Origin of the sequence: Plantactinospora sp. B6F1 (genome assembly GCF_040120695.1) — a bacterium.
Taxonomy (GTDB): Bacteria; Actinomycetota; Actinomycetes; order Mycobacteriales; family Micromonosporaceae; genus Plantactinospora.
Window position 1 is genome coordinate 63,714 of sequence record NZ_JBEEAC010000017.1, and the last position, 22,376, is coordinate 86,089.

The following is a 22,376-nucleotide window of genomic DNA, read 5'->3' on the forward strand; positions in this document are numbered from 1 at the left end:
AATGAGCCGAGACGCTTCGGTGGCCGAGATGCCTCATCGAGCAAGAAGGACGTCGCACGGTATCCAACGGTCCGAGCAGTGGGCGCAGCCAACGCCCCGGCGGATCGGCAGAGAATCTCGGGCCGCGCCCGCCGCGCTGCCGATGCCCCGGACCGGCCGGGCCCTCGCCGGGCAGCTCCTCAGCACCCTGGCCCTGCTCGCCGCGCTGGTCTGGATCGGCCGCGCACACCTGCGGGCCGGCCGCCCCGACACCTGGCTGCTCAGCCCGCTGGACGGGCTCGCGATCGCCCTCGGCGGCGACGGGCCGCACCCGATGCGGCAGCGACTCGGACTGCTCCTGCTGGCTCTGGTCTGCTTCGCCGCCTGGCGGCACCGGCGGCGGGCCCGGCTCGCCTACCGGCCCGGACCGGTCGACGTACACGAGTTCACCGACGCCACCCCGGGCCGCAGCGCCCCGGTCGACGACCTGAAGAGCCAGTTCTGCCAGCGCCTCTCCGAGACGCACATCTACCCCCCGTACGCCGGACCCGCCGACCCGCCGCCGGAGACCTTCCTCGACGTGGCCGGCGGGGTCGACCCGCGCAGCGGCAACCCGCTGGTCATGCTGCTCCAGATGCTGCCCCGGCTCTGGCCGAGGATCGGCTACCGGGTGACCGGGGTGTTGCAGGTCCGGGCCCAGGAACCCTGCTACGGCGTCTCCGCCACCGTCACCTCGTTCCTGCACGGCGGCCGGAGCGCGATGACGACCCAGTGGGGTGGCACCTGGGAGGAGGCGACCCGGCGGACCGCGTACTGGGTGCTGGCCACGATCCTGCCGGTGACCCGGCTGGGCCGGGCCGCGCCGTGGCGGAACTGGTACGGCCGGGAACTGCCGGCGGCGCTCTTCGCCGCGTACAACAAGGGTAAGGAGTTGCAGGACCGGCGGCAGTTCGACGAGGCGCTCCGCTACTACGGCGAGGCGCTGCGGCTCGACCCGTTCAACGCCGACCTGCGGGTGATGGTGGCGAGCGTGCAGGAGGAGATGGGACTCTTCCTGGACGCGCTGGACACGTACCAGTCGGCGCTGGTCCTGCGCGAGCAGGGCGGCTGGTACGACGACCATCTCTGGACCACCCGCACCGACCGGCTCCGTAACCTGCCCCGGCACCTGCTCGGTACGCTGCGCCGGCTGCGCCACCGCCCCGACTCGATCAAGCTGCGCTACCAGTACGCCTGCACGCTGGCGTACACCGAACGGACCGTGCACCAGTGGTTCAAGTCCGACGGTGTCGGCGACCGGGAGAAGGTGCGCCGCCAGATGCGGGAACGCCTGGAGAAGGCGTTCGTCGACCGGTACTGGCCGGTGGTGGTGACCTTCGCCGACGCACCCGGCGAGCCGGCCGCCAAGGAGTGGCTGCGCCGGGTACTGCGGGAGTTTCCGGAGGCGACCCGGGTGGTGTTCCAGGTCGCCGCCGCCCAGGAGCTGTATCGGCTGCGCGAGGACATGGTGCTCGCCTGGTTCGTCCGGAGCACCCGCTCCGAGGTGACCCACTCCACGTTGCTGCTGCTCCGGGACGTCTGGGCACCGCTGCGGCTGGCGAAGGCGTGGCACGACTGGGCCGCCACCGGCTGGCAGCCGGCGGTGTTCCCTGCCACGCACGGGCCGGTCGGGCCGTTCGACGACGGTGGCTGCCTGGCCGGCTGGTGGCGGCGCGGGCCACGCACCCGGGCCTGGCGGTTGAGCCGGGAGTGGCCGTGCGGCGGCGCACTGCTGGACCGGGCGATCCGGCGGGCCCAGCGCCGCCGGTGGCCGAGGCGCCCGCTGCGGTCGTTCGACTTCTACAACGCGGCCTGCACCTACGCCTTCGCCCTCAAGGGGTACTTCCCGGACCTGGAGCGGTCCACTCCGGCGTACCTCTCGGCTGCCGGCCGGGCGCTGTGGCGGGGCCGCCGGCTGATCGCCGACGCGCTGCCGCTGGCGTACCCGCCCCGTTGGCACCGCCGGCCGGCCACGCCGGCCGTCCCGGCCCGCCCGGTGGTCCCGACCGCCACCCCGCATCCGTTGCCGCCGCCGGTCGCCCCGCTGGTGGCGAAGGCCGTGGAGCAGCTGCGGGCCGCGCTCGCCTGCGCGGAGAGCGGGGTCGCCGCCGACCGGCTGCGGCGGTGGATCCTGAGCAGCGAGCCCGACCTGGCGCCACTGCGCCGGTTGCAGGACTTCGGGTACTTCGAGGAGGAGGTGTACCCGAGCCTGAAGGTGGTGCTGCCGCGCCCCGACAAGGTGATCAACTCCCGGATGTCGGCGTACGCCAAGGAGCTGCTCTGCCAGGGCGCCGTACTCCTCGAACAGACCTGGCACGACCGGGCCCTGCCGCCGCAGACCGCCGACCCGCACCAGCTCATCCGCTGGCTGGACCTGGACGCGGAGACCTGGGACACGCTCTGCCGGATCGCCCTGGACCACGCCCGGTACTGGCGGGACCGGGCCGAGTTCATCCGGCTGCTGCGCGAGGCGGTCGACCCGGTCCGGATCGCCGAGGCCCGGTTCCCGCCGTCGATCCCCCGCTACGACGACCTCTGTCTGGCCGGCTCCGACCGCCTGGTCGGGGACGGCAGCCGGGGCGCGGAGAGCATCGAGCGGCTGGCGCGGCACAACATCGCGCTGGTGGACCGCCGGCTCAACGCCATCTACCAGACCGTCGCCGAGCACGCCGGGGACGGCAGCCTGCGCGCCCGCCGCCGCCTCGCCGAGCTGGACTACCGGGGCGAACCGCTGCGCGGCGACGAGGCGCAGGGCATCTGCACCCGGCAGGCCGGGCGGTGGCACCAGGTCGCCGAAGAGATGCGCGAGACCGGCCCGGTGGTCGACACCAGCGGCCTGACCGCGCTGCGCCCGCGGGAACGGGAACGTTGACCCCGTCGAGCCAGCCCTCAGACCTGTCGAGCCGGCCCTCAGACCAGGTCGGCGTCGTGCACGAGCAGGGCCACCTGGACCCGGTTGGTCAACTCCAGCTTGGTCAGCAGCCGGGAGACGTACGCCTTCACCGTCGCCACGCTCATGAAGAGCGCGGCGGAGATCTCCGCGTTCGACCAGCCCCGCCCGATCGCGACCGCGACCTCCCGCTCCCGGTCGGTCAGCCCGTCGAGCAGGCGTACCGCGCGGTCCCGCCGCAGGTCGGCGTCCCGCCGGCCCGGCGTACCGGCACCGGTCACGTGCGCGATCAGCTTGCGGGTGACCGTCGGGGAGAGCGTCGCCTCGCCGGCGGCGACCCGGCCGATCGCCGCGACGATCTCGGCCGGCGGGGTGTCCTTGAGCAGGAAGCCGCTGGCCCCGGCCCGCAACGCCCGCAACACGTACTCGTCGACGTCGAAGGTGGTCAGCACCAGCACCTCCGGCGGGTGCGGCAGCCGGCGCAGCGCCTCGGTGGCGGCCAGCCCGTCCATCCGGGGCATCCGGATGTCCATCAGCACCACATCGGGGTGGTGAGCGGCCACCGCCGGCAGCACCTCGCTGCCGTCGGCCACCTCGCCGACCACCCTCAGCTCCGGCACCCCGCCGAGGATCATCGACAGACCGGCCCGGACCAGCGCGTCGTCGTCGACGATCAGCACCCGTACCGGCCCGGCGGCCGCCTGCTCGCTCACGCCGGCCACGGTAGCCAGGCCGTCGGCCGCCTGCTCGCTCACGCCGGCCACGGTAGCCAGGCCGTCGGCCGCCTGCTCGCTCACGCCGGCCACGGTAGCCAGGCCGTCGGCCGCCTGCTCGCTCACGCCGGCCACGGTAGCCAGGCCGCCAGCCGGAAGTCACCCGATTCGGTACGCCCGTGCTCCAGCCAGCCGCCGAGCAGCGCGGTCCGTTCGCCGAGCCCGACCAGCCCGGTGCCGGTACCCGGGATCCGGGGGCCTTCCGGCTGGCCCACCGGCCACCGGTTGCGTACCTCGACGCTGAGCCCCAGCCCCGGCCGACCCCGCGCGGTCACCAGCACGCTGGTCCCCGGGGAGTGTTTGCGGGCGTTGGTCAGCCCCTCCTGCACGATCCGGTACGCCCCCCGCCCGACCCCGGCCGGCGCGGTCTCCGTGGAGATCAGCTCGGTACGCAGGTCCACCCGCATGCCCGCCTCCCGGGACTCCGCCACCAGCGCAGGCAGGTCGTCCAGGGTGGGCTGCGGCCGCTCCGGTGCCCGGGACGGCGGTTCCGGCGCCCCGGTCGCCGGCACGGGCACCGCCGGGTACGGCGGGTCCGGCGGGTACGCCTTCGGCCCCGAACCCCAGCCGCCGGAGACCGGTGCCGGCTCGACCGCCCGCGCTACCGCCTGCTCCGGCTCCGCCCCGGCCACCGGCTCCGCCCCACCCTCCGGCGGGTCCTCCCGGAGCACGGTAATCACCTCGCGCAGGTCCTGCAACGCCTGGTGCGCGCTGCTCCGGATCACGCCGGCCGCCCGGACGATCTCCTCGGGCGGCGCGTCGGGCCGGAACTCCAGCGCTCCGGCGTGCAGGCTGAGCAACGAGATCCGGTGCGCGAGGACGTCGTGCATCTCGCCGGCGATCCGGGTCCGTTCCAGCCGCCGGGCCGCCTCGACCCGGAGCCGCTGTTCGGCCTCGGCCCGGTACGCCCGGTCCCGCCAGGAGAGCACGAGCTGCCGGCGGGCCCGGATGAACATCCCCCAGGCCAGTACCGCGGCGGTGAGCACGGCGCTGAGCACCATCCCGACCCATGGCCCGTCGGTCGGGTCGGGATTGCGGTACTCGTAGAGCACCGCCGTCCCGAGGTGTGCCACGACCAGCGGGCCGGCCACCGAGAGCGGCCGGTGCACCACCAGGGTCAGCATGATGATCAGGATGGCGACCCCGGACGGGGTGGAGAAGAGCGCCACCGGCAGGGCGGCGGCGGCCAGTGCGACCGGCCAGCGGCGGCGTACCCAGAGCGCGAGGCAGAGCCCGGTGGTCAGCACCGCGTCGATCATGATCGCCAACTCCGAGTCGGCCCGGTCCGCCACCAGGGTCGGCTGCGGGCGCAGTACGTCCCAGAAGGCGACGAACGCGTAGCCACCGGCGATCAGGAAACAGATCGTGTCGACTATCCAGTCCCGGGTCGACCGGCGCGGGCGGCGCCGGCCGGCGGCCGGGTCGGCGGTCAGGGCGGCCGGCAGCAGCCAGGGATGCTCGGGGCGGGCCGGCACACCAGTCATCCGCCAACTGTACGAACGGGGTGCCGGTACCGGACAGCAACCAAAGTCGACGTCCGGATGTAGCCGAAGGTCGCCGGGAATGAACTCCGGGCCGCAGCGCCCGACCGGCCGGACCCGGCAGGCTCGACCGCATGATCAGTGTCGAACACCTGACGAAACGGTACGGCCGGCACACCGTGGTCGACGATGTCTCGTTCCGCTGCGAACCGGGCACCGTCACCGGTTTCCTCGGCCCGAACGGGGCCGGCAAGTCCACCACCATGCGGATGATCTGCGGTTTCACCCCGCCGACCGCCGGCGCTGCCACCGTCGACTCGGTCGACTACCGCCGGCTGCCGAACCCGGGTCGCCGGGTCGGGCTGCTGCTCGACGCCTCCGCCCAGCACCCGGGCCGGACCGGGCGGGAGACGCTGATGCTCGCGGCCCGCACCATCGGGGTCTCCCGGCGCCGGGTCGACGAGTGCCTCGACCAGGTCGGGTTGAACGCGGTCGCGGCCCGGCGGCGGGTCCGGGCGTACTCGCTGGGAATGCGCCAGCGGCTCGGCCTGGCGCAGGCGCTGCTCGGCGACCCCCGGGTGCTGATCCTGGACGAGCCGGCGAACGGCCTCGACCCGGAGGGGATCTACTGGATGCGCGGCCTGCTGCGTGACTTCGCCGACCGGGGCGGCAGCGTGCTGCTCTCCTCGCACCTGCTCCGCGAGGTGGATGCGGTGGCCGACCGGCTGGTGGTGATCGGCGCCGGCCGGGTGGTGGCGCAGGGCAGCAAGGACGAGTTGCTGGCCGGCGCGGGCGCGCTGGTCCGGGCCCGGGACCCGGGGGCGCTGCGCGGCGCCCTGGACCGGGCCGGGCTGCCGGTGCGGTCCAGCACCGACGGTGGGCTGCTGGTCGGGGCCGAACCCGGCGCCGTCGGGCAGGCCGCCGCCGACTCCGGCGTGGCGCTGCTGGAACTCCGGCCGGCGGAGAGCGCCGGCCTGGAGCAGATCTTCCTGACCCTGACCGCTGGCGATTCCGTCCGGGAGGCCGTGAAATGACCACCGACGCCACCTCGCGCACCGCGATTGCGCCGGGTACCGGTGCTGACCGGGACTCCGGCACACACCAGCCGGACGGGTACGACCGACCAACGCTGCTCCGGTTGACCCTGGTCGAGCTGCGCAAACTCGCCGACACCCGAGCCGGCTACTGGCTGTTGATCACCATCGGCCTGATCTCGGCGATCATCGTGGCCGTGATGCTGTTCACCGCACCCGACAGCGACCAACGGTTCGAGTACTTCTTCGCACTGTCCCAGATTCCGGTTGGCATCCTGTTGCCGATCCTCGGCATCCTGTTGGTGACCAGCGAGTTCTCCCAGCGCACCACGCTGACCACCTTCGCGCTGGTGCCGCAGCGACACCGGGTGGTCGTCGCCAAGCTCGGCGCCGGGGTGGTCGCGGCGCTGATCTCCGTGGTGGCCAGCATGGCGACGGCGGCCCTCGGCACGGTGATCGCCGGGCTGGCCGGCGACGGCGGGGCGTGGTCCACCGGCGCCTGGACGTTCCTCGGCGCGGGGGTCTTCCAGATGGTCAACGTCACCCTGGGCGTCGCGTTCGGCCTGCTGTTCCAGAGCACCCCGCTGGCCATCGTGCTCTCCCTGGTGCTGCCGATCGCCTGGTCGACCCTCGGCGAGATGATCGAGCGGCTGCGCTCCGCCGCCGAGTGGCTGGACACCGGGCTCACCACGGCCGGGCTGGTCGAGCCGCCGAATGCCGGGGACCTCGACGGTGGCCAGTGGGCCCGGCTCGGCGTCTCGGTCGCGGTCTGGGTGCTGGTGCCGCTGGTCGCCGGGCTGATCCGGACGGTACGCCGGGAGGTGTCCTGAGGTGGGCCGTGACGCGATCCCGCCGGAGTGGACCCGGGCGTCCGGGGAGCCGACCGTGGTGGCCGAGCCGGCCAGCCTGGTCGCCCTGGTCTGGATCTCGTTTCCGCTGCTCGGCGCCGCCCTGCTCTGGCTGGTGCAGGCCTCGGCGGGCTGGGTGGTCTCGCTGCGCTGGGCACCCTGGCGCGGCCTGTTCAAACTGGTCGACGCCGTCGACGAGCCGTGGGCCACCGGCGGCGCCCTGCTGCTCGGCGCCCTGGGTGGGCTGCTGATCGCCGCCATCGCCGCCGACGAACGGTTGAGCGTCACCGTCGCCCGGGACGGGGTGACCCTGGAGCGGGGCGACGCCACCCGACGGGTCGACCGGGCCGAGATCACCGGGGTGTTCCGGGACGGCAAGCGGCTCGTCCTGCTCGGGCCCGTCGCCGAGGAGTTGGCCCGGGAGCCGTCGGACCTCCCCGCCGACCGGCTCCGGGCCGTCTTCGAGGCGTACGGCTACCGCTGGTACGCCGACGGCGACCCGTACCGGGCGGACTTCCGGCGCTGGGCCGACGGCGACCCGGAGCTGCCTGTCGGGGCGAACGCGCTGCTCAAGGCCAGACAGCGGGCACTGGACAAGGGCGACAAGGCGGATGTGGCCGAGTTGCGGACCGAGCTGCCCCGGCTCGGCGTGGTGGTCCGGGACGAGGGCAAACGGCAGTACTGGCGCCCGACCAGGCCCGCCGACAGCGGGCGGTCGTTGCCGCCCTTTCCCGGCCGGCAGTAAGGTTCCGCGAATGAGCCTCCAGCGCAGCGTCGACCCTGATCAGGTCGGCTTCGACCCGGCGAGGCTGGCCCGCGTCGATCACCACTTCGCCCGGTACGTCGACGCGGGGCAGTTGGCCGGCTGGCAGATCGTGGTGACCCGGCGGGGCGAGATCGCGCACTCCTCCAGCTACGGGATGCGGGACCGGGAGGCGGGGCTGCCGGTCGAGCCGGACACCCTCTGGCGGATCTACTCGATGACCAAGCCGATCACCTCGGTCGCCGCGATGATGCTCTGGGAGGAGGGCCGGCTCCAGCTCACCGACGAGATCAGCCGCTGGTTGCCGGAGTTCGGCGACGCCCGGGTCTACGACCGGGGGTCGGCGCTCAAGCCGTACACCGTGCCGGCGGTCGAGCCGATCCGGGTCTGGCACCTGCTCACCCACACCGCCGGACTCACCTACGGCTTCCTGCAGACCTCGGTGGTCGACGGGCTCTACCGGGCCGCCGGGTTCGACCTCTATCCGCCGCCGGACGTCGACCTGGCCACCGCGACCGCGGGCCTGGCCCGGCTGCCGCTGCTCTTCCAGCCCGGCACCGCCTGGGGCTACTCGGTCGCCACCGACGTGCTCGGCCGGCTGGTCGAGGTGGTCTCCGGCCAGCCGTTGGACGCCTTCTTCGCCGACCGCATCCTCGGCCCGCTCGGCATGACCGACACCGGCTGGTGGGTCGAGGGCGCCGACGCGGACCGGCTGGCCGCCTGCTACGCCGCGCACCCCGGCACCGGCCAGGCGCTCCGGTACGACCAGGTCGGCGCGCTGGCGCTCCAGAAGCCGCCGCTGCTCTCCGGCGGCGGTGGGCTGCTCTCCACGGCGGCCGACTACCACCGGTTCACCCAGTTCCTGTTGCGCGGCGGGGAACTGGAAGGGGTACGCCTGCTCGGTCCGCGTACGGTCCGGTTCATGACCCGTAACCACCTGCCGGAGGGGCGGGACCTGGGGCGCCTCTCCACCGGCGGGTTCGCCGAGACCACCTTCGACGGGATCGGCTTCGGGCTCGGCTTCGCGGTGGTACTCGACCCGGTGCCGAGCCGTGCCCCGAGCAACACGGGCGAGTTCTACTGGGGCGGGATGGCGAGTACGGCGTTCTGGGTCGACCCGGTCGACGAGGTCACCGCGTTGCTCTTCACCCAGCTCGTCCCCTCCAGCACCTTCCCGCTCCGTGCGGAGCTGCGCCAGCTCGTCTACGCGGCGCTGGTCGACTGAACCTTTTCACCTGAACCGCGCGGCGCTCACCCACCGCGTCCGACCTTGCGCTCCGACGGACCGCAAGGGGAGGTGGAAAAAGGTTCACTGATCACCCGGCCATCCGGTCCGGGTGCGGCATCCGCGGCGGTCGCCGCGGCGAACCGTCCCGGGGGCCGCCGCCGGGCCGGCGGGGCTGGCGCGGCAGAGGTAGCGTGTTGATCGCACCGGGGGAGGTTCGCCATGGCGATGAGGGCGAAGCGGGTGAGTCTGCTCGACATCGGGCTCGACTCGTCGTTCGACGCGGCGATGACGTTCGTCCAGTCCACGTTGCAGAACATCAACGCCGAGCATCAGCAACCGATAGTCGACATCGACTTCGTCCGCTCCCGTGACCCGGACACGGTGCTGACCGCCTTCACCGCCTCCTGCGACGTACTGCACGTGATGGCGCACGGCGACCACAGCAGCACCCCCACCTTCGCCAGCAGCGACGGCCGGACGAAGATCTCGCTGGAGGCGCTCGGCGAGGAGGCGGCCGCCCGGGGGCGGGGCATCTCGGCGCACGCGATCCTGGCCGACGGCTGCCGCACCGGCACCGGCGCCTGGCAGAAGGCGGTCCGGGACTGCCTCCAGGACGAGGTGACCTACATCGGCACCTCGGCGCAGATCGGCTGGCACGAGAGCGGTGTCTTCTGCTCGGCGTTCTACGGGGCGCTGTTCCGCAACCGGGGCCGGGGCATGACCCCGGCCGAGCAGGCCCAGGACGCGGCCGAGCGGGCGATCGAGGCGTACACGCTGCTCACCGACCGGCACTGCCCGTTCCGGGTGCTCACCCTCAGCCCCAGCCGCTGGGCGCGGATGGCACTGGCCTGACCCGGGCGGGCGCCGGCCAGGTTTCTGCTGGTCAGGCCGCCGATCTGGGGGTGGTCGCCCGGGAGAACCGGCTCGACCCGCCAGTCCGGCGCACGGCCGGAGCGGGCGGCCGGGAGGTGCTCGGCGGGGTGACCGCCTGCTGCCAGTGGTCCAGCATGGGCAGCAGGTCCCAGCCCACCTCGCGGCGCCGGGACGCGGCGGTGGCGCAGCGGGCCCGCCAGCTCCACTCGTTCAGTGGTACGGACGGCCCGGTCAACTCGGCGCGCAGGTCGAGCAGGACGTCGACGGAGTGCCGGAACGCGGTGCGACCCCGCACGCCGTCCGGCTGGTCCAGCAGCCAGCCCAGGCCCCGGCCCGCGCAGGTGGCGCAGTCACAGTGCCACATCCCGTTGTCCGGGTGGCGGCGCATGGTGGCCTCGATCTCCGGCAGCGGCGCGTACGACAGGCACTGCCGGACGACCGCCGACGGTCGGGGCACCCCGGCCGGTGGGCGGGACCCGGCCGGGCGGCGTGGGTCGAGCCGGCGCAGCGCGGGTTCGGTGCCGATCGCCACCGCGGTCGCTCCGGAGCAGAGCACGCCGAGCGCCGGCAGGTCGGCCCGGAGCACCAGCACCGGTACGCCACAGCCGAGCAGTTGGAGCAGCCCGCGCACCGTACTGGCCGGGCTGAACGGGTTCGCCGACTCCTCGACGACCACCGCCACCGGTACCCCGACCGCCGCCACGTAGCGGACCAGGGTCTGCCGGGCGATCCGGTCGGCGAGCCAGCACGGGTGCATCGGCAGCAGCGCGATGGCGTCACCGAGTCGGGCGGCCCGTTCGAGGATTCCGGCCAGGCCGGCGGTGTCGTCCCGGTCCAGGTAACCCGAGTCCGTCAGTACCGGAAGCCCGAGGTCCCGCTGGCAGTCGATCCATCGCGGGTCGAACGGGGCGGCGGCGGGCAGCCGGGCGTCACCGGCGTACCGGGCCGCGTCCAGCAGTACGGGACGGCGGTAGTGGTCGACCTCCCGCAGGTGCCGGGCCCGGCTCAGGCAACCGCGCAGGTTGCCCCGGTCGGCGGTGACCACCAGGCCGCCGCCGCTCCGGTCGGCCACCTCGGCCGCCTGGGTGACGTGGCTGGTCCGGCAGTGCAGCAGCAGACTGCGGTCGAGACTCCCGATCCGCCGTCCCATTCCATCCGATCGCCCGTCAAGGTTCCGCGCCACGAACCCTCACCCCGCTGATCGTCGTCAAGACATTGATCACCATGAGTGCTTATATGGTAACTCGACGCAACCAGACGAGGTAACCGGGGTGCAATTCCTTTGGCAGATCGCGGAAAGTGCCTTGGCGGCCGCGACCGGTTCCGGTAACGGAACCCGGCGCCGTCCGGATGGACACGCAACCCCCGCGCCGAGGGTGACCCTCACCCTCGGCGTGGCCCGCTTCTCGAATCTGAATGATGTCGAGCCGCGAGACGGTCCCGCGCGACCCGCCCGGACGGCGGTCGGTTCAGAGCACCATCTCTCGCCAGCCCGGACGCCCACCTAGCCAGGCGTCCGCGAGGATGCGCGCGGACGCCTCACCTGGGCACTGTTGCACCTTCGAGCGCCCTTGGGCGCCCCCAACCTGGGCCTCGACTTCCCATCGTTGCCCATCCGTACGAATGTAGACGTCGCGCCGTGAGCGCGGACCCCGATCGCCGTTCCACCAGTGCCGCTCGACTCTCACCCGGTCACGGTATAGCACGGACGGACCTGCTGGATATCCTCATCAACCAAACCTTGACCTCCTGGTTATCGTCCGGCCCTCGTCGACGTCCCGAGAAGCCGGACCGATCAGGTGGCGAAAGCGTCGGATCGGGTGCCGGCACCGACCGGAACGGAGACGCGCGATTCGCCCGAGGCGGCGCCGGATGCCCCGACGACGAGGCGCGGGCCAGGCGGGGTCGACGACCGGCGTCCTCGGTGGATGACCGCAGGTGCCGGAGGGGTCGGCACCGGGGCGGGCTGGGCCGGCCGTCAGCTACGGGGGAAGGTGACGGCCGGGCTGCGGGCACCCGCCCCGGGCCTGTTCGGAGGTCGGTCACCGGCGGGACGTCGCCGGTGACCCGTCCTCCCTCAGTCCGCCGCCACAACGGCGGAGGGCGGCCCGCCATCGTCGGGTCGCGCGGCGGACCGACCAGCGAAGCATGTCGTCGTCTCGGATCCCGATGGCGGACAACCGGTCCGCCAGCCCAAAACCGCCGACGCGTCCGGCCCGGAATCGCCTACGGGCATTTCCCGGATCCGGTCCCGTACCCGGGCCGCCCGATCGGCCCCCACGGTAGCGGTGCGAACCGGCCGGAACCGGTCACCCGCCGGCGGCGGCCCGGAGGATCTCGGTCCGTCCCACCGGCGCCGGCCAGACCTGCAACAGATAGTCCTCCGCCCGATCGGCACAGGGGTGCCGGCCCCGGGCGTGCACCCGGATCCGGTAGCTGCCCGCGCCGCGGAAGCTGACCCGGGGAAAGTCGGTACCGCCGCCGCGCGCCGACCGGACGTGCGACTGCCCGACCGCCGTCCGGTAGGAGATCTCGACCGCGTCGTCCCAGCCGGTCGTCTGCGCCGCCGGCCGTTCACCGTGCAGTTCGACGGTGAGGTTGACCCAGCCACCACCGCGGCCGGTACGCACCAACATGGCCCCTTCGGTCGCTCCCACCAGGCCGTTGTCCCGGGCGTTCGCCTGCCAGTGCCAGCGTGGTGGCGGATCGGGATCGGTCAGGGAGAAGAAGAACCGGGCGACCCGTACGACCCCGGCGCAGACCCACTTCGCGTCGGTCACCCGGTACTCGAGCAGCGCCCCCGCCCCGAGCGGTATCAAGGCCGCGCACCCGTTCCACGTCGGGCGGTGATGAACCACACTGCGCCTCTCCCCGCACCAGCGCATCAGACAGTTGTTCTCGTAAATGTCTTCCCTTGCACTCTGACACAGCACCTTGATGCCGTCCACTCGCTTCCCGCGGTGACCTGGGAAGCGCACGTGCATTTGTGGTTTGCAGACGCCACGTGCAATCACCCTCTGTTTCGGTCACTGTGCGCAGTGGTGTGATGCCCGGAACGACCGCCCATGCCGCGCAACATCGGTCGTATCGCCCTGTTCCCTCGCGGACGGGTCAACAGTAAGTTAGCTGCACAGACAAATACCTGTCTCGCGAGATGCAACTTGCACCACGGCATGCCACTCTCCCGGAGGAGCAACTCGCGCGTCAGACCGGCCGCCGCCCACATTCGCCATCCAGCGGGGATGGCACTACGGGCAGTGACGTTCACACCAAGAATGGAGGCGCTGTCAGTGGCGAACCACCAGCTGATCCGGCCGCTGAGCTCCCGCGCGGGCAAGGAACCCATCCGTCATGCTGCTCCGGCCTGCCCCCAGGTTGACCTCGCGTCCGACGCGCGCGCCGCGCGCCAGGTCGAGGAGCGGTGATGACCGTGACGCAGTTCCAGGACGCCCGGGGCGACCTGTTCGACAACCCGCTGCCCCGGCGTTCTCCGGGCGCCCAACTGGACAGTGGCGGCGAGGAGGCCCTGCCCGAGAGCGCCTTCCAGCCGGTCGCCGGCCAACCCCGACCGGGCCAGTCGGCCCTACACGCCGAGTTGGGTGCGCTCCGGGACCGGGTGCCCGGGGTACGCGGCGCGGTGCTCGCGGGCGTCGACGGGCAACTACTCGGGCACGACCTCACCGCCGGCCCCGAGCCGCTCGACCTCGCCGCGCTGGCGGCGACCACGTTCGGGCTCGGTCGGCAGTGCGGGCTGACCCTCCAACAGGGTCCGCTGCGCGAACTGACGGTCCACAGCCACCAGGGCTACTTCACGGTGTACGGCGTGAGCGACCAGATACTGCTCGCCGTGCTCGGCGACGACCGGTTGAACGTGTCGTGGCTGCACCTGGAGGCGGGACCGGTCGCCGAGCGGATCGCTGACCTGCTGCACGTCGGCGGCACCACGTAGCAGCATGGGCTGGGGCCGGCGTCGGGTTCGCCCGACGCCGGCCACCCGCCACCCGCCACCGTCCCGGGCAAGGGCGGCCCGGGGCGGGTGCGGTCACCCGATCATCAGATACCGGGTCACCACCCCGGCCGCCGCGGTCACCGCCTGGCGCAGCGTCGCGGCGGCGTCCACTATGCCGGCGTCCAGTGCGGTGACGTACGTTCCGGAGACCACGTCGAAGGTGACTCCCGGACCACGGCGGCGCAGGTCCGCCGGTCCGGCCACCGGGTTCCGCCCGGCGTTGCGCATCAACTCCTCGTAGGGCGCGACCAGCGCGTCGACCACCACCGTGTAGCCGAGCGCCTCGTCAGGACCGCGCGGCAGCCGGGCACCGATCCGCCCGGCGACGGTGAGCAGGGCCGCCCCGCCACCGGGCACGAGTCCCCACTCCACGGCCGCTCGCGCGTTGCGCACCGCGTCGTCGATCTGCCGCTTCCGCTTCTTGAGCTGGCCCTCGGCCGACTCGCCCACCCGGATCACCGCCACCCCGCCGCCGAGCCGGGCCAGCCGCTCCCGGAGCAGGTCCCGGTCGTGCCCGGCCACCTGCCGCGCCAGTTCGGCCCGCAGCTCCTGCATCCGACGGCGGGCCAGGTCCGGATCGCCGGCCCCGTCCACCACCGTGGTGTCCCGGCGGGTGGTGATCACCTTGCGGGCGCCGCCCAGCACCTGCGCGGTGGCGGCGGCGAGCCCGCCCTCGGCCTCGGCCACCACCCGCGCCCCGGTGAGCAGCGCCAGGTCCGCCATCATGGTGCAGCGCTCCTCGTCCGGCCAGGGCAGCCGTACCGCGACCGAGTTGAGGGTGTGCCGCATCTTGCCGACGATCAGCGCGGTCAGGGCGGCGTCCCGGACGTCCCGGGCGAAGACCGCCAGCGGCCGACCCGAGCGGCCGACCTCGTCCAGCAGCGGCTGCAACTCCGGTACGGCGGAGAGCCGCTGGTCGACGACGAGGATCGACGGATGGTCCAGTACCGCCTCGGCCTCCTCCGGGTCGGTCACGAAGTACGGCGAGACGTGCCCGGCCGGCACCCGGATGCCCCGGGTGAGTTCGAGTTCGAGCCCGAAGAGGTTGCTCTCCTCGACGATCACCACGCCGTCCCGGCCGACCCGCTCCATCGCGGTGGCCAGCAGGTCCCCGATCACCTCGTCGCCGGAGGCGATCGTGGAGACCTTCTTGAGCTGCTCCGTCGTCTGCACCGGCACGGCCAGGTCGCCGAGTTCGGCGAGGACCGCCAGGGCGGCGGACTCGATCCCCCGGCACAGTGCCACCGGGTTCGCGCCGGTCCGCAGCGCCGCCGAGGCACCGTCCAGCATGGCCTGGGCGAGTACCACGGTGGTGGTGGCACCGTCGCCGACCCGGTGCCGTACCCCCTCCACCAGTTCCCGGACGTAGTTGGCGCCGATCGAGTCCCGGGTGTCGTAGGCGGTGAAGAGCCGGACCACGCCCGCCGCGTCGGCCAGCTCGTGGTACGCCCCGGAGGCGTCCTCCACCAGTACCCGCCGGCCGAGTGGGCCGAAGGTCCGGCGTACCAGGTCGGCACCGGCCCGGAAGCCTCGGGCGACGATCGCCTGGTGCCGGTTGTAGTTGCTGGGCCGGGGCGGCACCGCGGCGGTCGCCTTGGCCACCCCGTCCGGCCGGTTGTCGCCGGCAGCGGCCGGGCTGGTCGTCGGCGGCACGGTGGCCAGATAGATGTGCGGCTCGGCGTTGTAGGCGCTCCACTTCGGCTTCTGGTCCGGTCGGCGGCGGACCACGCCGTCGTGGACGTACCGGAACAGCTCGTCGACGCCGACCCGCCCGTCACCGTCCAGGTCGGCACCGCCGGTGGCCAGCCCTTCCAGCAGGACATCGGTGAAGATCGAGCCACGGGGCGCGGACTCGACCAGGCTGTCGGACTCGAAGGCGTACTCGTAGCTGTCGCAGGCGCTGATCACCACGTACCCCCGACCGGCCTGGCCCTCCAGCGCACCCTGGGGCGCCGCCTTGAAGCCTTCGGCGAACGCGCCGGCGAAGCAGCAGTCCAGGACCAGGACCTTGGCGGCGGCCCGGCACGCCTCCAACTGCTCGTTGACGAAGGAGCGGGAGATGGCGGTGCTGGCCGGCCGGGTGCGCACGGTGTTGGCGGCGGCGAAGTAGAGCCGGTGGAACGGGTCGACGATGCCGTGGCAGGAGAAGTACAGCAGCACCAGGTCGTCGTTGACCCGGTCGCTGAGCAGGTCCTCGATCTCTCGCCGTACCTCCTGGTCGGAGGCGTCCTGGAGGGTGCGGACGGTGAAGTTGCCCACCGAGGGGTCCTCCAGCACCGCCGCCAGCCGTTCCACGTCCTGCTCGGGCGCCCGGAGCTGGTCCAGCGACGGATCGTCGTACTCGCCGACCGCGACGAGCAGCGCGTACCGGCCGGCTGGCGGGTTAATCCGCACCGCGGCCGGTGCCGTTCCGGGTCGGCGGCACACCGAGCCACTCGATCACCATCTGCTCGGTGTCCTCGCCGGGCGCGCTGATCGTCAGGGTACGGCGGCCGTCCCGCAGGGTGATCCGCCGGGCGGCGCCGCGTTCGAGGAAGGCGACCGCGACCTGGGCCAGCGCCGCGACGGTGGTGGCCGAGAAGAGGCCGGTGACCACGAGTTCGGCCAGCGATCCGGCGGCGCCGCCCTTGCGGGCGGACGGGCCGGTGCCGCCGAACCCGGCGAGGTCGGGCGAGACCGCCGGTTCGTCGACACCGGTCCGGACGACGTGCAGGATCGTCCGGGTGTGCAGCTCCCGGGCCAGCGCGGATGCGGATTCCGCGTCGCCGCGCGCACTGCCGGGGACCGGCCCGGAAACCACCAGGGTGAGCACACCAGCATTCATAGAGTAATGGTGTCGTGACAATAAGTAACTGCCTGTCGGGTTGCCGACACTATCCCGTCAGCCTGCCGACACCATCGACGCAAGGAAGGGCCCCCGCATATCGCTTTCTGTTGTAGCGGGGGCCCGTCCCAACCCGTCAATCGCAGGTGTTGCCGTTCAGGGTGAAGGCGGTCGGCGCCGGGTTCGGGCCGGTGTTCGAGGCGAGGAAGCCGAACTGGATGGTACCGCCGGCCGGGATGTCCCCGTTCCAGTTGGCGTTCCGGGCGGTCACCACCGCGCCGGACTGGCTGCCGACGGCGTTCCAGAACGAGCCGGCGCGCTGCGCGGCGGGGAAGGTCCAGCCCACCGTCCAGCCGCTGACCGGCTCGGTGCCGGTGTTGGTGACCGTCACGGTGGCGTTGAAGCCGGTCCCCCACTGCTGGTCGACCCGGTAGCTGATCCGGCAGCCGACCGGCGGGGCGATGGTGCCAAACTCGATCTTGTGTAGCTGGCCCGGCAGGTCGTTCACCAGGTACAGCTCCCCGTTGGCATCCTGGCCGAGGCTGGTCGGCTGGATGGTCAGCTCGGTCAGCGCCCGGGTGGCGTACGCCCCACCGACGGTGGCCGGGGGCCGGACCACGAACGCCGTGCCGGAGCAGTAGTCGGTGGCCAGGTAGGTGCCGGTGGCGATCTCGGCGAACTCCTCGCCCCGGTAGACGTACCCGCCGATCACGGCGCAGCCGTCGGTGGAGGTGCGGTACGAGTAGATCGGCTCGACGTACTCGGCGCCGTCCTGGCAGCGGTCGGGGTTGAAGACCTGCGGTCCCTCCCGACAGGACCAGCCGAGGTTGGCGCCGGCCTGGTCCGCCCGCAGGTGGTCGATCTCCTCGAAGGTGCCCTGCCCGACGTCGGCGATCCAGAGCGAGCCGTCCCCGCCCAGGTCGTGCGAGAACTTCCACGGGTTGCGCAGCCCGTACGCCCAGATCTCCGGCCGGGCGTTCGCGGTGCCCACGAACGGGTTGTCCGCCGGTACGCAGTACGGCCGCCCGTCGCAGGAGCGGCTCACGTCCAGCCGGAGGATCTTGCCGAGCAGGGTGTTCAGGTTCTGCCCCGAGTCGAGTACGTCGTCCGAGCCGCCGCCGTCGCCGATGCTCCAGTAGAGGTAGCCGTCCGGCCCGAAGGCGACGTGCCCGCCGTTGTGGTTGGAGAACTCGGCGTGTGCCTGGGTCAGCACCACCTGCTCCCCGTCCGGCGGGATCGGCGTCTGACCGGCGGTGTCGAGGGTGAACCGGGAGAGCGTGACGGTGCCCTCCGGCAGTGCGGTGTAGGTGACGTACAGGGTCCGGGTCTGGGTGAAGTTCGACGTGGTGACCAGGCCGAGCAGCCCGCGCTCGTTGCCGGAGGTGTCGACCCGGTCCCTGATGTCGAGCAGCGGGTCGGTCGCCAGCCCGGTGTCCGGGTGGTAGACCCGGATCGTCCCCTGCTTCTCGGCGATCAGCAGCCGGCCGCTGCCGTCGTCGGGGGCGAAGATGGCGGTCGGCCTCTGCAGTCCGAAGGCGACCTGGGTGGTGGTCACGGTGAGCTGGTCCAGGGGTGGCACTGCGGCCGCCGCCGCCCAACCGGGGGCGGGCTGGCCGGCAGCCGGCGGCGTACCGAACGCGACGAGCGGGGCGATCAGGGCGGCCACCCCGACCAGGCAGAGGCGCCGGACGGATTGACTTCGCAACATATTCACTCCCATCGGTTAACAGGAAGGTAATGCTGCGGACGACCCCTAGATCACCTTGTCCCGAACTATGGGAACGCTCCCACGCACCGCTACCGGGCATTCGTACGCATGCCGCGCAACTGCTCGAGGTGCGCCGGCAGGTGGATCCGGCCGTGGATGTCGAGCATCCGGCCCCACGGCAGAGACTCCTCGATGTGCAGCTCGAAGCCCTCCCGCAGGTGCGAGTCGACCGGCGTCTCCGCCTCCGGCCCCAACCGGTCGACCAGGTCGCAGAGCCGCTCACTGGTGGCCCGCAGCCGCGCGACCAGCTCGGGCAGGCCGCCGTCGCGCGGCAGCATCGCGTCCACCCGCGGCCGCAGCGTCGACTGCCCGTCGTAGTACGCCCACGGTGAGCCGGCCAGCACCGCCTCGGTCGCCTCGGCCAGCAGCTCGTCGTTGGCGGCGAGATGCACCAGCACCTCCTCGACGGTCAACTCCCCCGGCGGCGGTGGCCCGAACGAACCTCCGTCGACCTCGGCGAGCAGGTCCGCGTACGCCCGGCGCAGCTCGACCGTCTCCATTCGACCGAGTTTAGGTGGCCGACCACCTGGCGGCGGCCACTATCACGGACTGCGACACGTCGACGGGCCCACCACCGAGACGCGAGACCACCGGCGCCCCGGCGGAGGGACGGAGGCAGCCGCCGCCCTCAGTGGGTGGACAGGAGAAGCTGCCGTGCGATGCCGCACATCCACACCACCGCGAGCGGGATGATGACGGCATTGCGAAACGCGAACACCACCAGGTCGTAACGGGTCGCGCGGGCGCCGTCCACCAGCAGGCCGAGCCCGGAGGCGGCCAGGTTGAGCAGCGCGAAGGCCAGGATGAACACGGCTATCCGGGTGAGCAGGGCCGGCCAGTGGTCGACGGCGCCGTCGAGAAGCCGCCGGCCGACGCCGCCGTCGCGCAGCCATGGCTCCTCGGCGACGAGCAGGCCGATCACCACCGCCAGCAGGAGCAGTCGGAAGACGAGCGTGACGATGTCGGCGAGCGCCGCCAGCGCGGCCGGTCGGGAGGCGGCCCACAGGACCGCGGTGGTCCGCTCGGCGACCGGTACCGCGGCCAACGCCGCGACGACAAGTGCGTGCCGCGCGACGAAGGCGGCCGTCCAGAGCGGGACGTCGACCGCCGCGCGGACGAGGTTGGTCATGATGTTGGTCACCCAGATTCATGATCGAGACAACAAAGCGTTAGGACATTTATTTAGCTAAAGTTTTTAGATAAATTCTGTCGCTGAGGCACGGCGCGCCCTCCGTGGCCAGCCGGATGACCGAGAATCGTGGGAGACTCACGCAACGAAGGGACGCAGCGGTGACGGAGAGTAAGGCCCACCCGACGGCGGAGAGCAGCCGGACCGACGGATCCTCTGCGCTGCGGCAGGAGCTGGGCCGCCAGTTGGGCAGCCGGTTCAGCAGCGCCGTCGTGCTCTTCCACTCGGCCATCGCCGAACGCCTCGGCCTGAACGTCACCGATTTCAAGTGCGCCGAGATCCTGATGCGCATCGGACCGACGCACCCGGGCCGGCTGGCCGAGATCACCGGCATGTCGTCGGCGGCCACCGCCCAGGTGGTCGCCAGGCTGGAACGCGCCGGTCTGGTCAGGAGGGAACCCGACAGCACCGATCGACGACGCACCGTCATCCTCCCGCTGGAGGACAACGCGGTCCAGCGGGAGCTTGTCCGGACGTTCACCGGCTTCGCTCAGCGCATCGGGACGGTGATCGACCGGTACGGCGACCGGGAGCTGGAAGCCATCGGGGACTTCGTCGCCCGGGTGACCGAGGTGCTCGAGGACGAGGCGGTGAGCCTGCGGCGGGCTGGTCAACCCTGACCAGCGCCGATTGCGCTGGCCGCGGCGGCGCGGCGGCTGCCGGCGCCGGCCTCGGCGACCGCGCTGATGGCGGCCGCCGTGATCGTTGCCGAGACGGCCCAGAAGGTGAGCGCGACCAGCAGCGGCCGGGGCGGCTGGTGGAACAGGTTGACCGGCCCCTGGAACTCGAAGAAGGCACCGAGGAGCCAGATGATTGCGGCCAGTCGCGGGATCCGGTGGCGCAGGCCGGCGGGCCAGGCCGGCGAGACGGATCGGTACAGGAAGGCGAAGCAGACGGCGAAGACGACGTAGCCGCCGAGGATCGGGGCCGGATTCTCGATCGTGAACGGGAGCGGCTCGATCTCCTTCCAGACGGCGATCAGCTTGGCGCTCTGGGTGTCGGGGTCGTACAGCAGGCCGGTCTCACCTTCGCCGGCGCCGCCGAACTGGGCGAAGGTGAGGAAGAGACCGGTCACGAAGGCCACGCCGCCGACGAGGCCGCTGGCGATGGTCCGGAGAATGCCGGGTCGCTGGTTCATCATGCTCCTCACGCGAAGATGCGGTTCTTCACCGCAGGAAGGGCGTTGATCAGCCGGAGGCTCGTCTTGGAGGCGAAGAAGGCGAACCGGTTCTCGGTCACCGACTGCTCCAGGGCCCGCACCGAGGCCTTCGCCGCCGCGAAGCCGTACTCCCGCATCTGCCGCTCGTAGTCGCCGATCGCGTCGGCCGGGTGAACCCCGCGCCGATCGGCCTCGACCAGCTTGCTACAGAGCAGGCTGGCGTCCCGGAGGGCCGTGTTGGCACCGATGCCCCGGGACGGGGGCATGCTGTGGATCGCGTCGCCGAGCAGGGTCACGGTGCTGGCGGGCCAGGCTTCGACGGGTACCGAGGTGTGGATCCTGAGGAAGTTCACCGTTGTCGGGTCGGTACGTCGGACGAGCTCTGCCACCCGGGAATCCCAGGTCCGGGTGACCGAGAGGGCGAGCCGGTGCAGAGCCTGGCCGTCGAGGCTCTCCAACCGGGAACCGGTCGGGAAGGCGTGCGGCCGCGCGCCGATCGCCCAGACGAGGTAGTCCTCGCGGTCCGGGGGCAGCAGGTGGGCCGGCACCCCGGCACGGGCCGGGTCGTGCTCGTGCGTGGCGAGGAACATGTTGATTCCACCGGGGGCGAGGATCATCGCCGGTCCGGTGCCGAGGTGGTCGGGCAGCAGGGCTCGGGCATCCGGTTCGAGGGCGATCCGGCCGGCGACCGTGACCACGCCGGTGTCGACCCGGTTGGCGTGCGGCAGGAGTTGGGCCCGTACCCGGGACGAGGTGCCCTCGGCGCCGACCAGTACGGAGCCGGTCGCCTGGGTGCCGTCGGCGAAGTGGGCCGTGACGGTCGTGTCGTCCCTGCGCTCGTACCGGGTGAACTCCTTGCCGAACTGCACCACGTCGCCGAGGCCGTCCAACATCACCTGGCGTAGCGTGAAACGGTTGATCGACAGGTGGGTGGCGATCGGGTCCGCCGCGGGGTCCGGTGCGGCCACGTCGACCGCCAGCAGTTCACCGAGTCCCTCGGTCAGGAAGGCGAACGAACGTGGCGGGCGACCGCAGGCGGCACGCAGCAGCGCGTACCGGTCGGAGGGCAGACACGAGTGCAGGGCGCGACTGCCGTCGGGGTCGAGGTGGATGCGGTAGCCCTCCCGGAACGCGTCCGCCGACGGCGCCCGCTCGAAGACGGTCACCTCCACGCCGGCTCTGCGGAGTCCCTGGGCGAGGCACAGGCCGCCGATCCCTCCGCCGGCGACGAGCACCCGAAGCCGCTGTGGCATGGAACCTCCAAGGTCCAGTAGAAGTACGGATTTAGCTAAAAAATTTAGCTAAATTCTTACCTCATTTGGCCGGGGCTGTCCAGTCGTCAGCCGACGAGGGGCGGAATCCGGGTAGTGAGAACGGCGGTGAGGGCCGCGAAACCGGCTGATAACCGGAAAAACCGCACAGACGGCGGCGGCAGTGGTGGTGGTGGTGGTGGCGGCGGCGGTGGGGCTTTGCTGAGCCGTGCTGCACTGCGGCTATGAGCCGTGTGCACTGCGGCTAT

19 protein-coding genes are annotated in these 22,376 nt (G+C 72.3%); 8 read left to right on the forward strand and 11 right to left on the reverse strand.

Features of this window, described 5'->3' with window-relative positions:
* The first annotated feature begins 142 nt into the window (after positions 1–142).
* Positions 143–2,890, forward strand: a complete 2,748-nt coding sequence (locus ABNF97_RS21395; protein WP_349339554.1) for a tetratricopeptide repeat protein — start codon at positions 143–145, stop codon at positions 2,888–2,890.
* 38 nt (positions 2,891–2,928) lie between these two features.
* Here ABNF97_RS21395 and ABNF97_RS21400 read toward each other — a convergent pair whose 3' ends face one another.
* Both ABNF97_RS21400 and ABNF97_RS21405 read right to left on the reverse strand, forming a co-directional pair.
* Complete coding sequence (locus tag ABNF97_RS21400; protein WP_502930535.1) at positions 2,929–3,681, reverse strand: response regulator transcription factor; 753 nt, start codon at positions 3,679–3,681, stop codon at positions 2,929–2,931.
* A gap of 62 nt (positions 3,682–3,743) precedes the next feature.
* Positions 3,744–5,165 carry a sensor histidine kinase gene (locus tag ABNF97_RS21405; RefSeq protein WP_349339555.1) on the reverse strand — a complete coding sequence of 474 codons (1,422 nt, stop codon included), beginning with the start codon at positions 5,163–5,165 and terminating at the stop codon, positions 3,744–3,746.
* A gap of 131 nt (positions 5,166–5,296) precedes the next feature.
* Here ABNF97_RS21405 and ABNF97_RS21410 point away from each other — a divergent pair, with 131 nt between their 5' ends.
* The 5 genes from ABNF97_RS21410 (at position 5,297) to ABNF97_RS21430 (ending at position 9,887) form a co-directional block, all read left to right on the forward strand.
* A complete protein-coding gene (locus tag ABNF97_RS21410) occupies positions 5,297–6,196 on the forward strand; it encodes an ABC transporter ATP-binding protein (RefSeq protein ID WP_349339556.1) in 900 nt (299 codons plus the stop codon).
* Complete coding sequence (locus ABNF97_RS21415; RefSeq protein WP_349339557.1) at positions 6,193–7,026, forward strand: ABC transporter permease; 834 nt, start codon at positions 6,193–6,195, stop codon at positions 7,024–7,026. The genes ABNF97_RS21410 and ABNF97_RS21415 overlap by 4 nt, the downstream gene beginning before the upstream one ends.
* Before the next feature lies 1 nt (position 7,027).
* Positions 7,028–7,789, forward strand: a complete 762-nt coding sequence (locus tag ABNF97_RS21420) for a YqeB family protein (protein WP_349339558.1) — start codon at positions 7,028–7,030, stop codon at positions 7,787–7,789.
* A gap of 10 nt (positions 7,790–7,799) precedes the next feature.
* Positions 7,800–9,032, forward strand: a complete 1,233-nt coding sequence (locus ABNF97_RS21425; protein WP_349339559.1) for a serine hydrolase domain-containing protein — start codon at positions 7,800–7,802, stop codon at positions 9,030–9,032.
* 222 nt (positions 9,033–9,254) lie between these two features.
* Complete coding sequence (locus ABNF97_RS21430) at positions 9,255–9,887, forward strand: hypothetical protein (RefSeq protein WP_234359474.1); 633 nt, start codon at positions 9,255–9,257, stop codon at positions 9,885–9,887.
* 31 nt (positions 9,888–9,918) lie between these two features.
* Here the strand turns inward: ABNF97_RS21430 and ABNF97_RS21435 are convergent, their stop codons facing one another.
* Entirely contained in the window at positions 9,919–11,058 is a 1,140-nt protein-coding gene (locus ABNF97_RS21435; RefSeq protein ID WP_130464660.1) for a hypothetical protein, read from the reverse strand.
* Between the two features lie 1,159 nt (positions 11,059–12,217).
* Positions 12,218–12,727 carry a hypothetical protein gene (locus tag ABNF97_RS21440; protein WP_130464662.1) on the reverse strand — a complete coding sequence of 170 codons (510 nt, stop codon included), beginning with the start codon at positions 12,725–12,727 and terminating at the stop codon, positions 12,218–12,220.
* A 605-nt stretch (positions 12,728–13,332) separates the two neighbouring features.
* Between ABNF97_RS21440 and ABNF97_RS21445 the strand changes: the two genes are divergently transcribed.
* The gene (locus tag ABNF97_RS21445) at positions 13,333–13,857 is read left to right on the forward strand and encodes a roadblock/LC7 domain-containing protein (RefSeq protein ID WP_130464663.1); all 525 of its coding nucleotides are present in this window, start codon (positions 13,333–13,335) and stop codon (positions 13,855–13,857) included.
* 93 nt (positions 13,858–13,950) lie between these two features.
* Here ABNF97_RS21445 and groEL read toward each other — a convergent pair whose 3' ends face one another.
* The 5 genes from groEL to ABNF97_RS21470 all read right to left on the reverse strand — a co-directional run bounded on the left by groEL (position 13,951) and on the right by ABNF97_RS21470 (position 19,650).
* Complete coding sequence (gene groEL, locus ABNF97_RS21450) at positions 13,951–16,311, reverse strand: chaperonin GroEL (protein ID WP_349339560.1); 2,361 nt, start codon at positions 16,309–16,311, stop codon at positions 13,951–13,953.
* Positions 16,301–16,741, reverse strand: a complete 441-nt coding sequence (locus ABNF97_RS21455) for a hypothetical protein (protein ID WP_130464665.1) — start codon at positions 16,739–16,741, stop codon at positions 16,301–16,303. The genes groEL and ABNF97_RS21455 overlap by 11 nt, the downstream gene beginning before the upstream one ends.
* Positions 16,742–16,877: 136 nt before the next feature.
* Positions 16,878–18,449, reverse strand: coding sequence for a PQQ-dependent sugar dehydrogenase (locus ABNF97_RS21460; protein WP_349339561.1), 1,572 nt, complete (start codon positions 18,447–18,449; stop codon positions 16,878–16,880).
* 89 nt (positions 18,450–18,538) lie between these two features.
* Positions 18,539–19,009: a DinB family protein gene (locus ABNF97_RS21465; RefSeq protein ID WP_130464667.1), complete on the reverse strand. Its 471-nt coding sequence runs from the start codon at positions 19,007–19,009 to the stop codon at positions 18,539–18,541.
* A 128-nt stretch (positions 19,010–19,137) separates the two neighbouring features.
* Positions 19,138–19,650, reverse strand: coding sequence for a hypothetical protein (locus ABNF97_RS21470; protein WP_349339562.1), 513 nt, complete (start codon positions 19,648–19,650; stop codon positions 19,138–19,140).
* 149 nt (positions 19,651–19,799) lie between these two features.
* Between ABNF97_RS21470 and ABNF97_RS21475 the strand changes: the two genes are divergently transcribed.
* Positions 19,800–20,318 (forward strand): MarR family winged helix-turn-helix transcriptional regulator, encoded by a 519-nt coding sequence (locus ABNF97_RS21475; RefSeq protein ID WP_349339563.1) that lies wholly within the window; start codon positions 19,800–19,802, stop codon positions 20,316–20,318.
* On the opposite strand, the gene ABNF97_RS21480 is transcribed toward ABNF97_RS21475, so the two are convergent.
* Together ABNF97_RS21480 and ABNF97_RS21485 are read right to left on the reverse strand one after the other, a co-directional pair.
* A complete protein-coding gene (locus ABNF97_RS21480; RefSeq protein WP_130464670.1) occupies positions 20,309–20,839 on the reverse strand; it encodes a hypothetical protein in 531 nt (176 codons plus the stop codon). The two genes, ABNF97_RS21475 and ABNF97_RS21480, sit on opposite strands and share 10 nt — an antisense overlap.
* A gap of 5 nt (positions 20,840–20,844) precedes the next feature.
* Positions 20,845–22,110: an FAD-dependent monooxygenase gene (locus tag ABNF97_RS21485; RefSeq protein WP_130464671.1), complete on the reverse strand. Its 1,266-nt coding sequence runs from the start codon at positions 22,108–22,110 to the stop codon at positions 20,845–20,847.
* Positions 22,111–22,376: the final 266 nt, after the last annotated feature.

Excerpts from the sequence above, each read along its gene's own strand:
- ABNF97_RS21395 (WP_349339554.1), top strand. The coding sequence starts at position 143 with ATGCCCCGGACCGGCCGGGCCCTCGCCGGGCAGCTCCTCAGCACCCTG.
- ABNF97_RS21405 (WP_349339555.1), bottom strand. The coding sequence starts at position 5,165 with ATGACTGGTGTGCCGGCCCGCCCCGAGCATCCCTGGCTGCTGCCGGCC.
- ABNF97_RS21410 (WP_349339556.1), top strand. The coding sequence starts at position 5,297 with ATGATCAGTGTCGAACACCTGACGAAACGGTACGGCCGGCACACCGTG.
- ABNF97_RS21415 (WP_349339557.1), top strand. The coding sequence starts at position 6,193 with ATGACCACCGACGCCACCTCGCGCACCGCGATTGCGCCGGGTACCGGT.
- ABNF97_RS21425 (WP_349339559.1), top strand. The coding sequence starts at position 7,800 with ATGAGCCTCCAGCGCAGCGTCGACCCTGATCAGGTCGGCTTCGACCCG.
- ABNF97_RS21430 (WP_234359474.1), top strand. The coding sequence starts at position 9,255 with ATGGCGATGAGGGCGAAGCGGGTGAGTCTGCTCGACATCGGGCTCGAC.
- ABNF97_RS21435 (WP_130464660.1), bottom strand. The coding sequence starts at position 11,058 with ATGGGACGGCGGATCGGGAGTCTCGACCGCAGTCTGCTGCTGCACTGC.
- ABNF97_RS21445 (WP_130464663.1), top strand. The coding sequence starts at position 13,333 with ATGACCGTGACGCAGTTCCAGGACGCCCGGGGCGACCTGTTCGACAAC.
- ABNF97_RS21455 (WP_130464665.1), bottom strand. The coding sequence starts at position 16,741 with ATGAATGCTGGTGTGCTCACCCTGGTGGTTTCCGGGCCGGTCCCCGGC.
- ABNF97_RS21460 (WP_349339561.1), bottom strand. The coding sequence starts at position 18,449 with ATGTTGCGAAGTCAATCCGTCCGGCGCCTCTGCCTGGTCGGGGTGGCC.
- ABNF97_RS21465 (WP_130464667.1), bottom strand. The coding sequence starts at position 19,009 with ATGGAGACGGTCGAGCTGCGCCGGGCGTACGCGGACCTGCTCGCCGAG.
- ABNF97_RS21480 (WP_130464670.1), bottom strand. The coding sequence starts at position 20,839 with ATGATGAACCAGCGACCCGGCATTCTCCGGACCATCGCCAGCGGCCTC.
- ABNF97_RS21485 (WP_130464671.1), bottom strand. The coding sequence starts at position 22,110 with ATGCCACAGCGGCTTCGGGTGCTCGTCGCCGGCGGAGGGATCGGCGGC.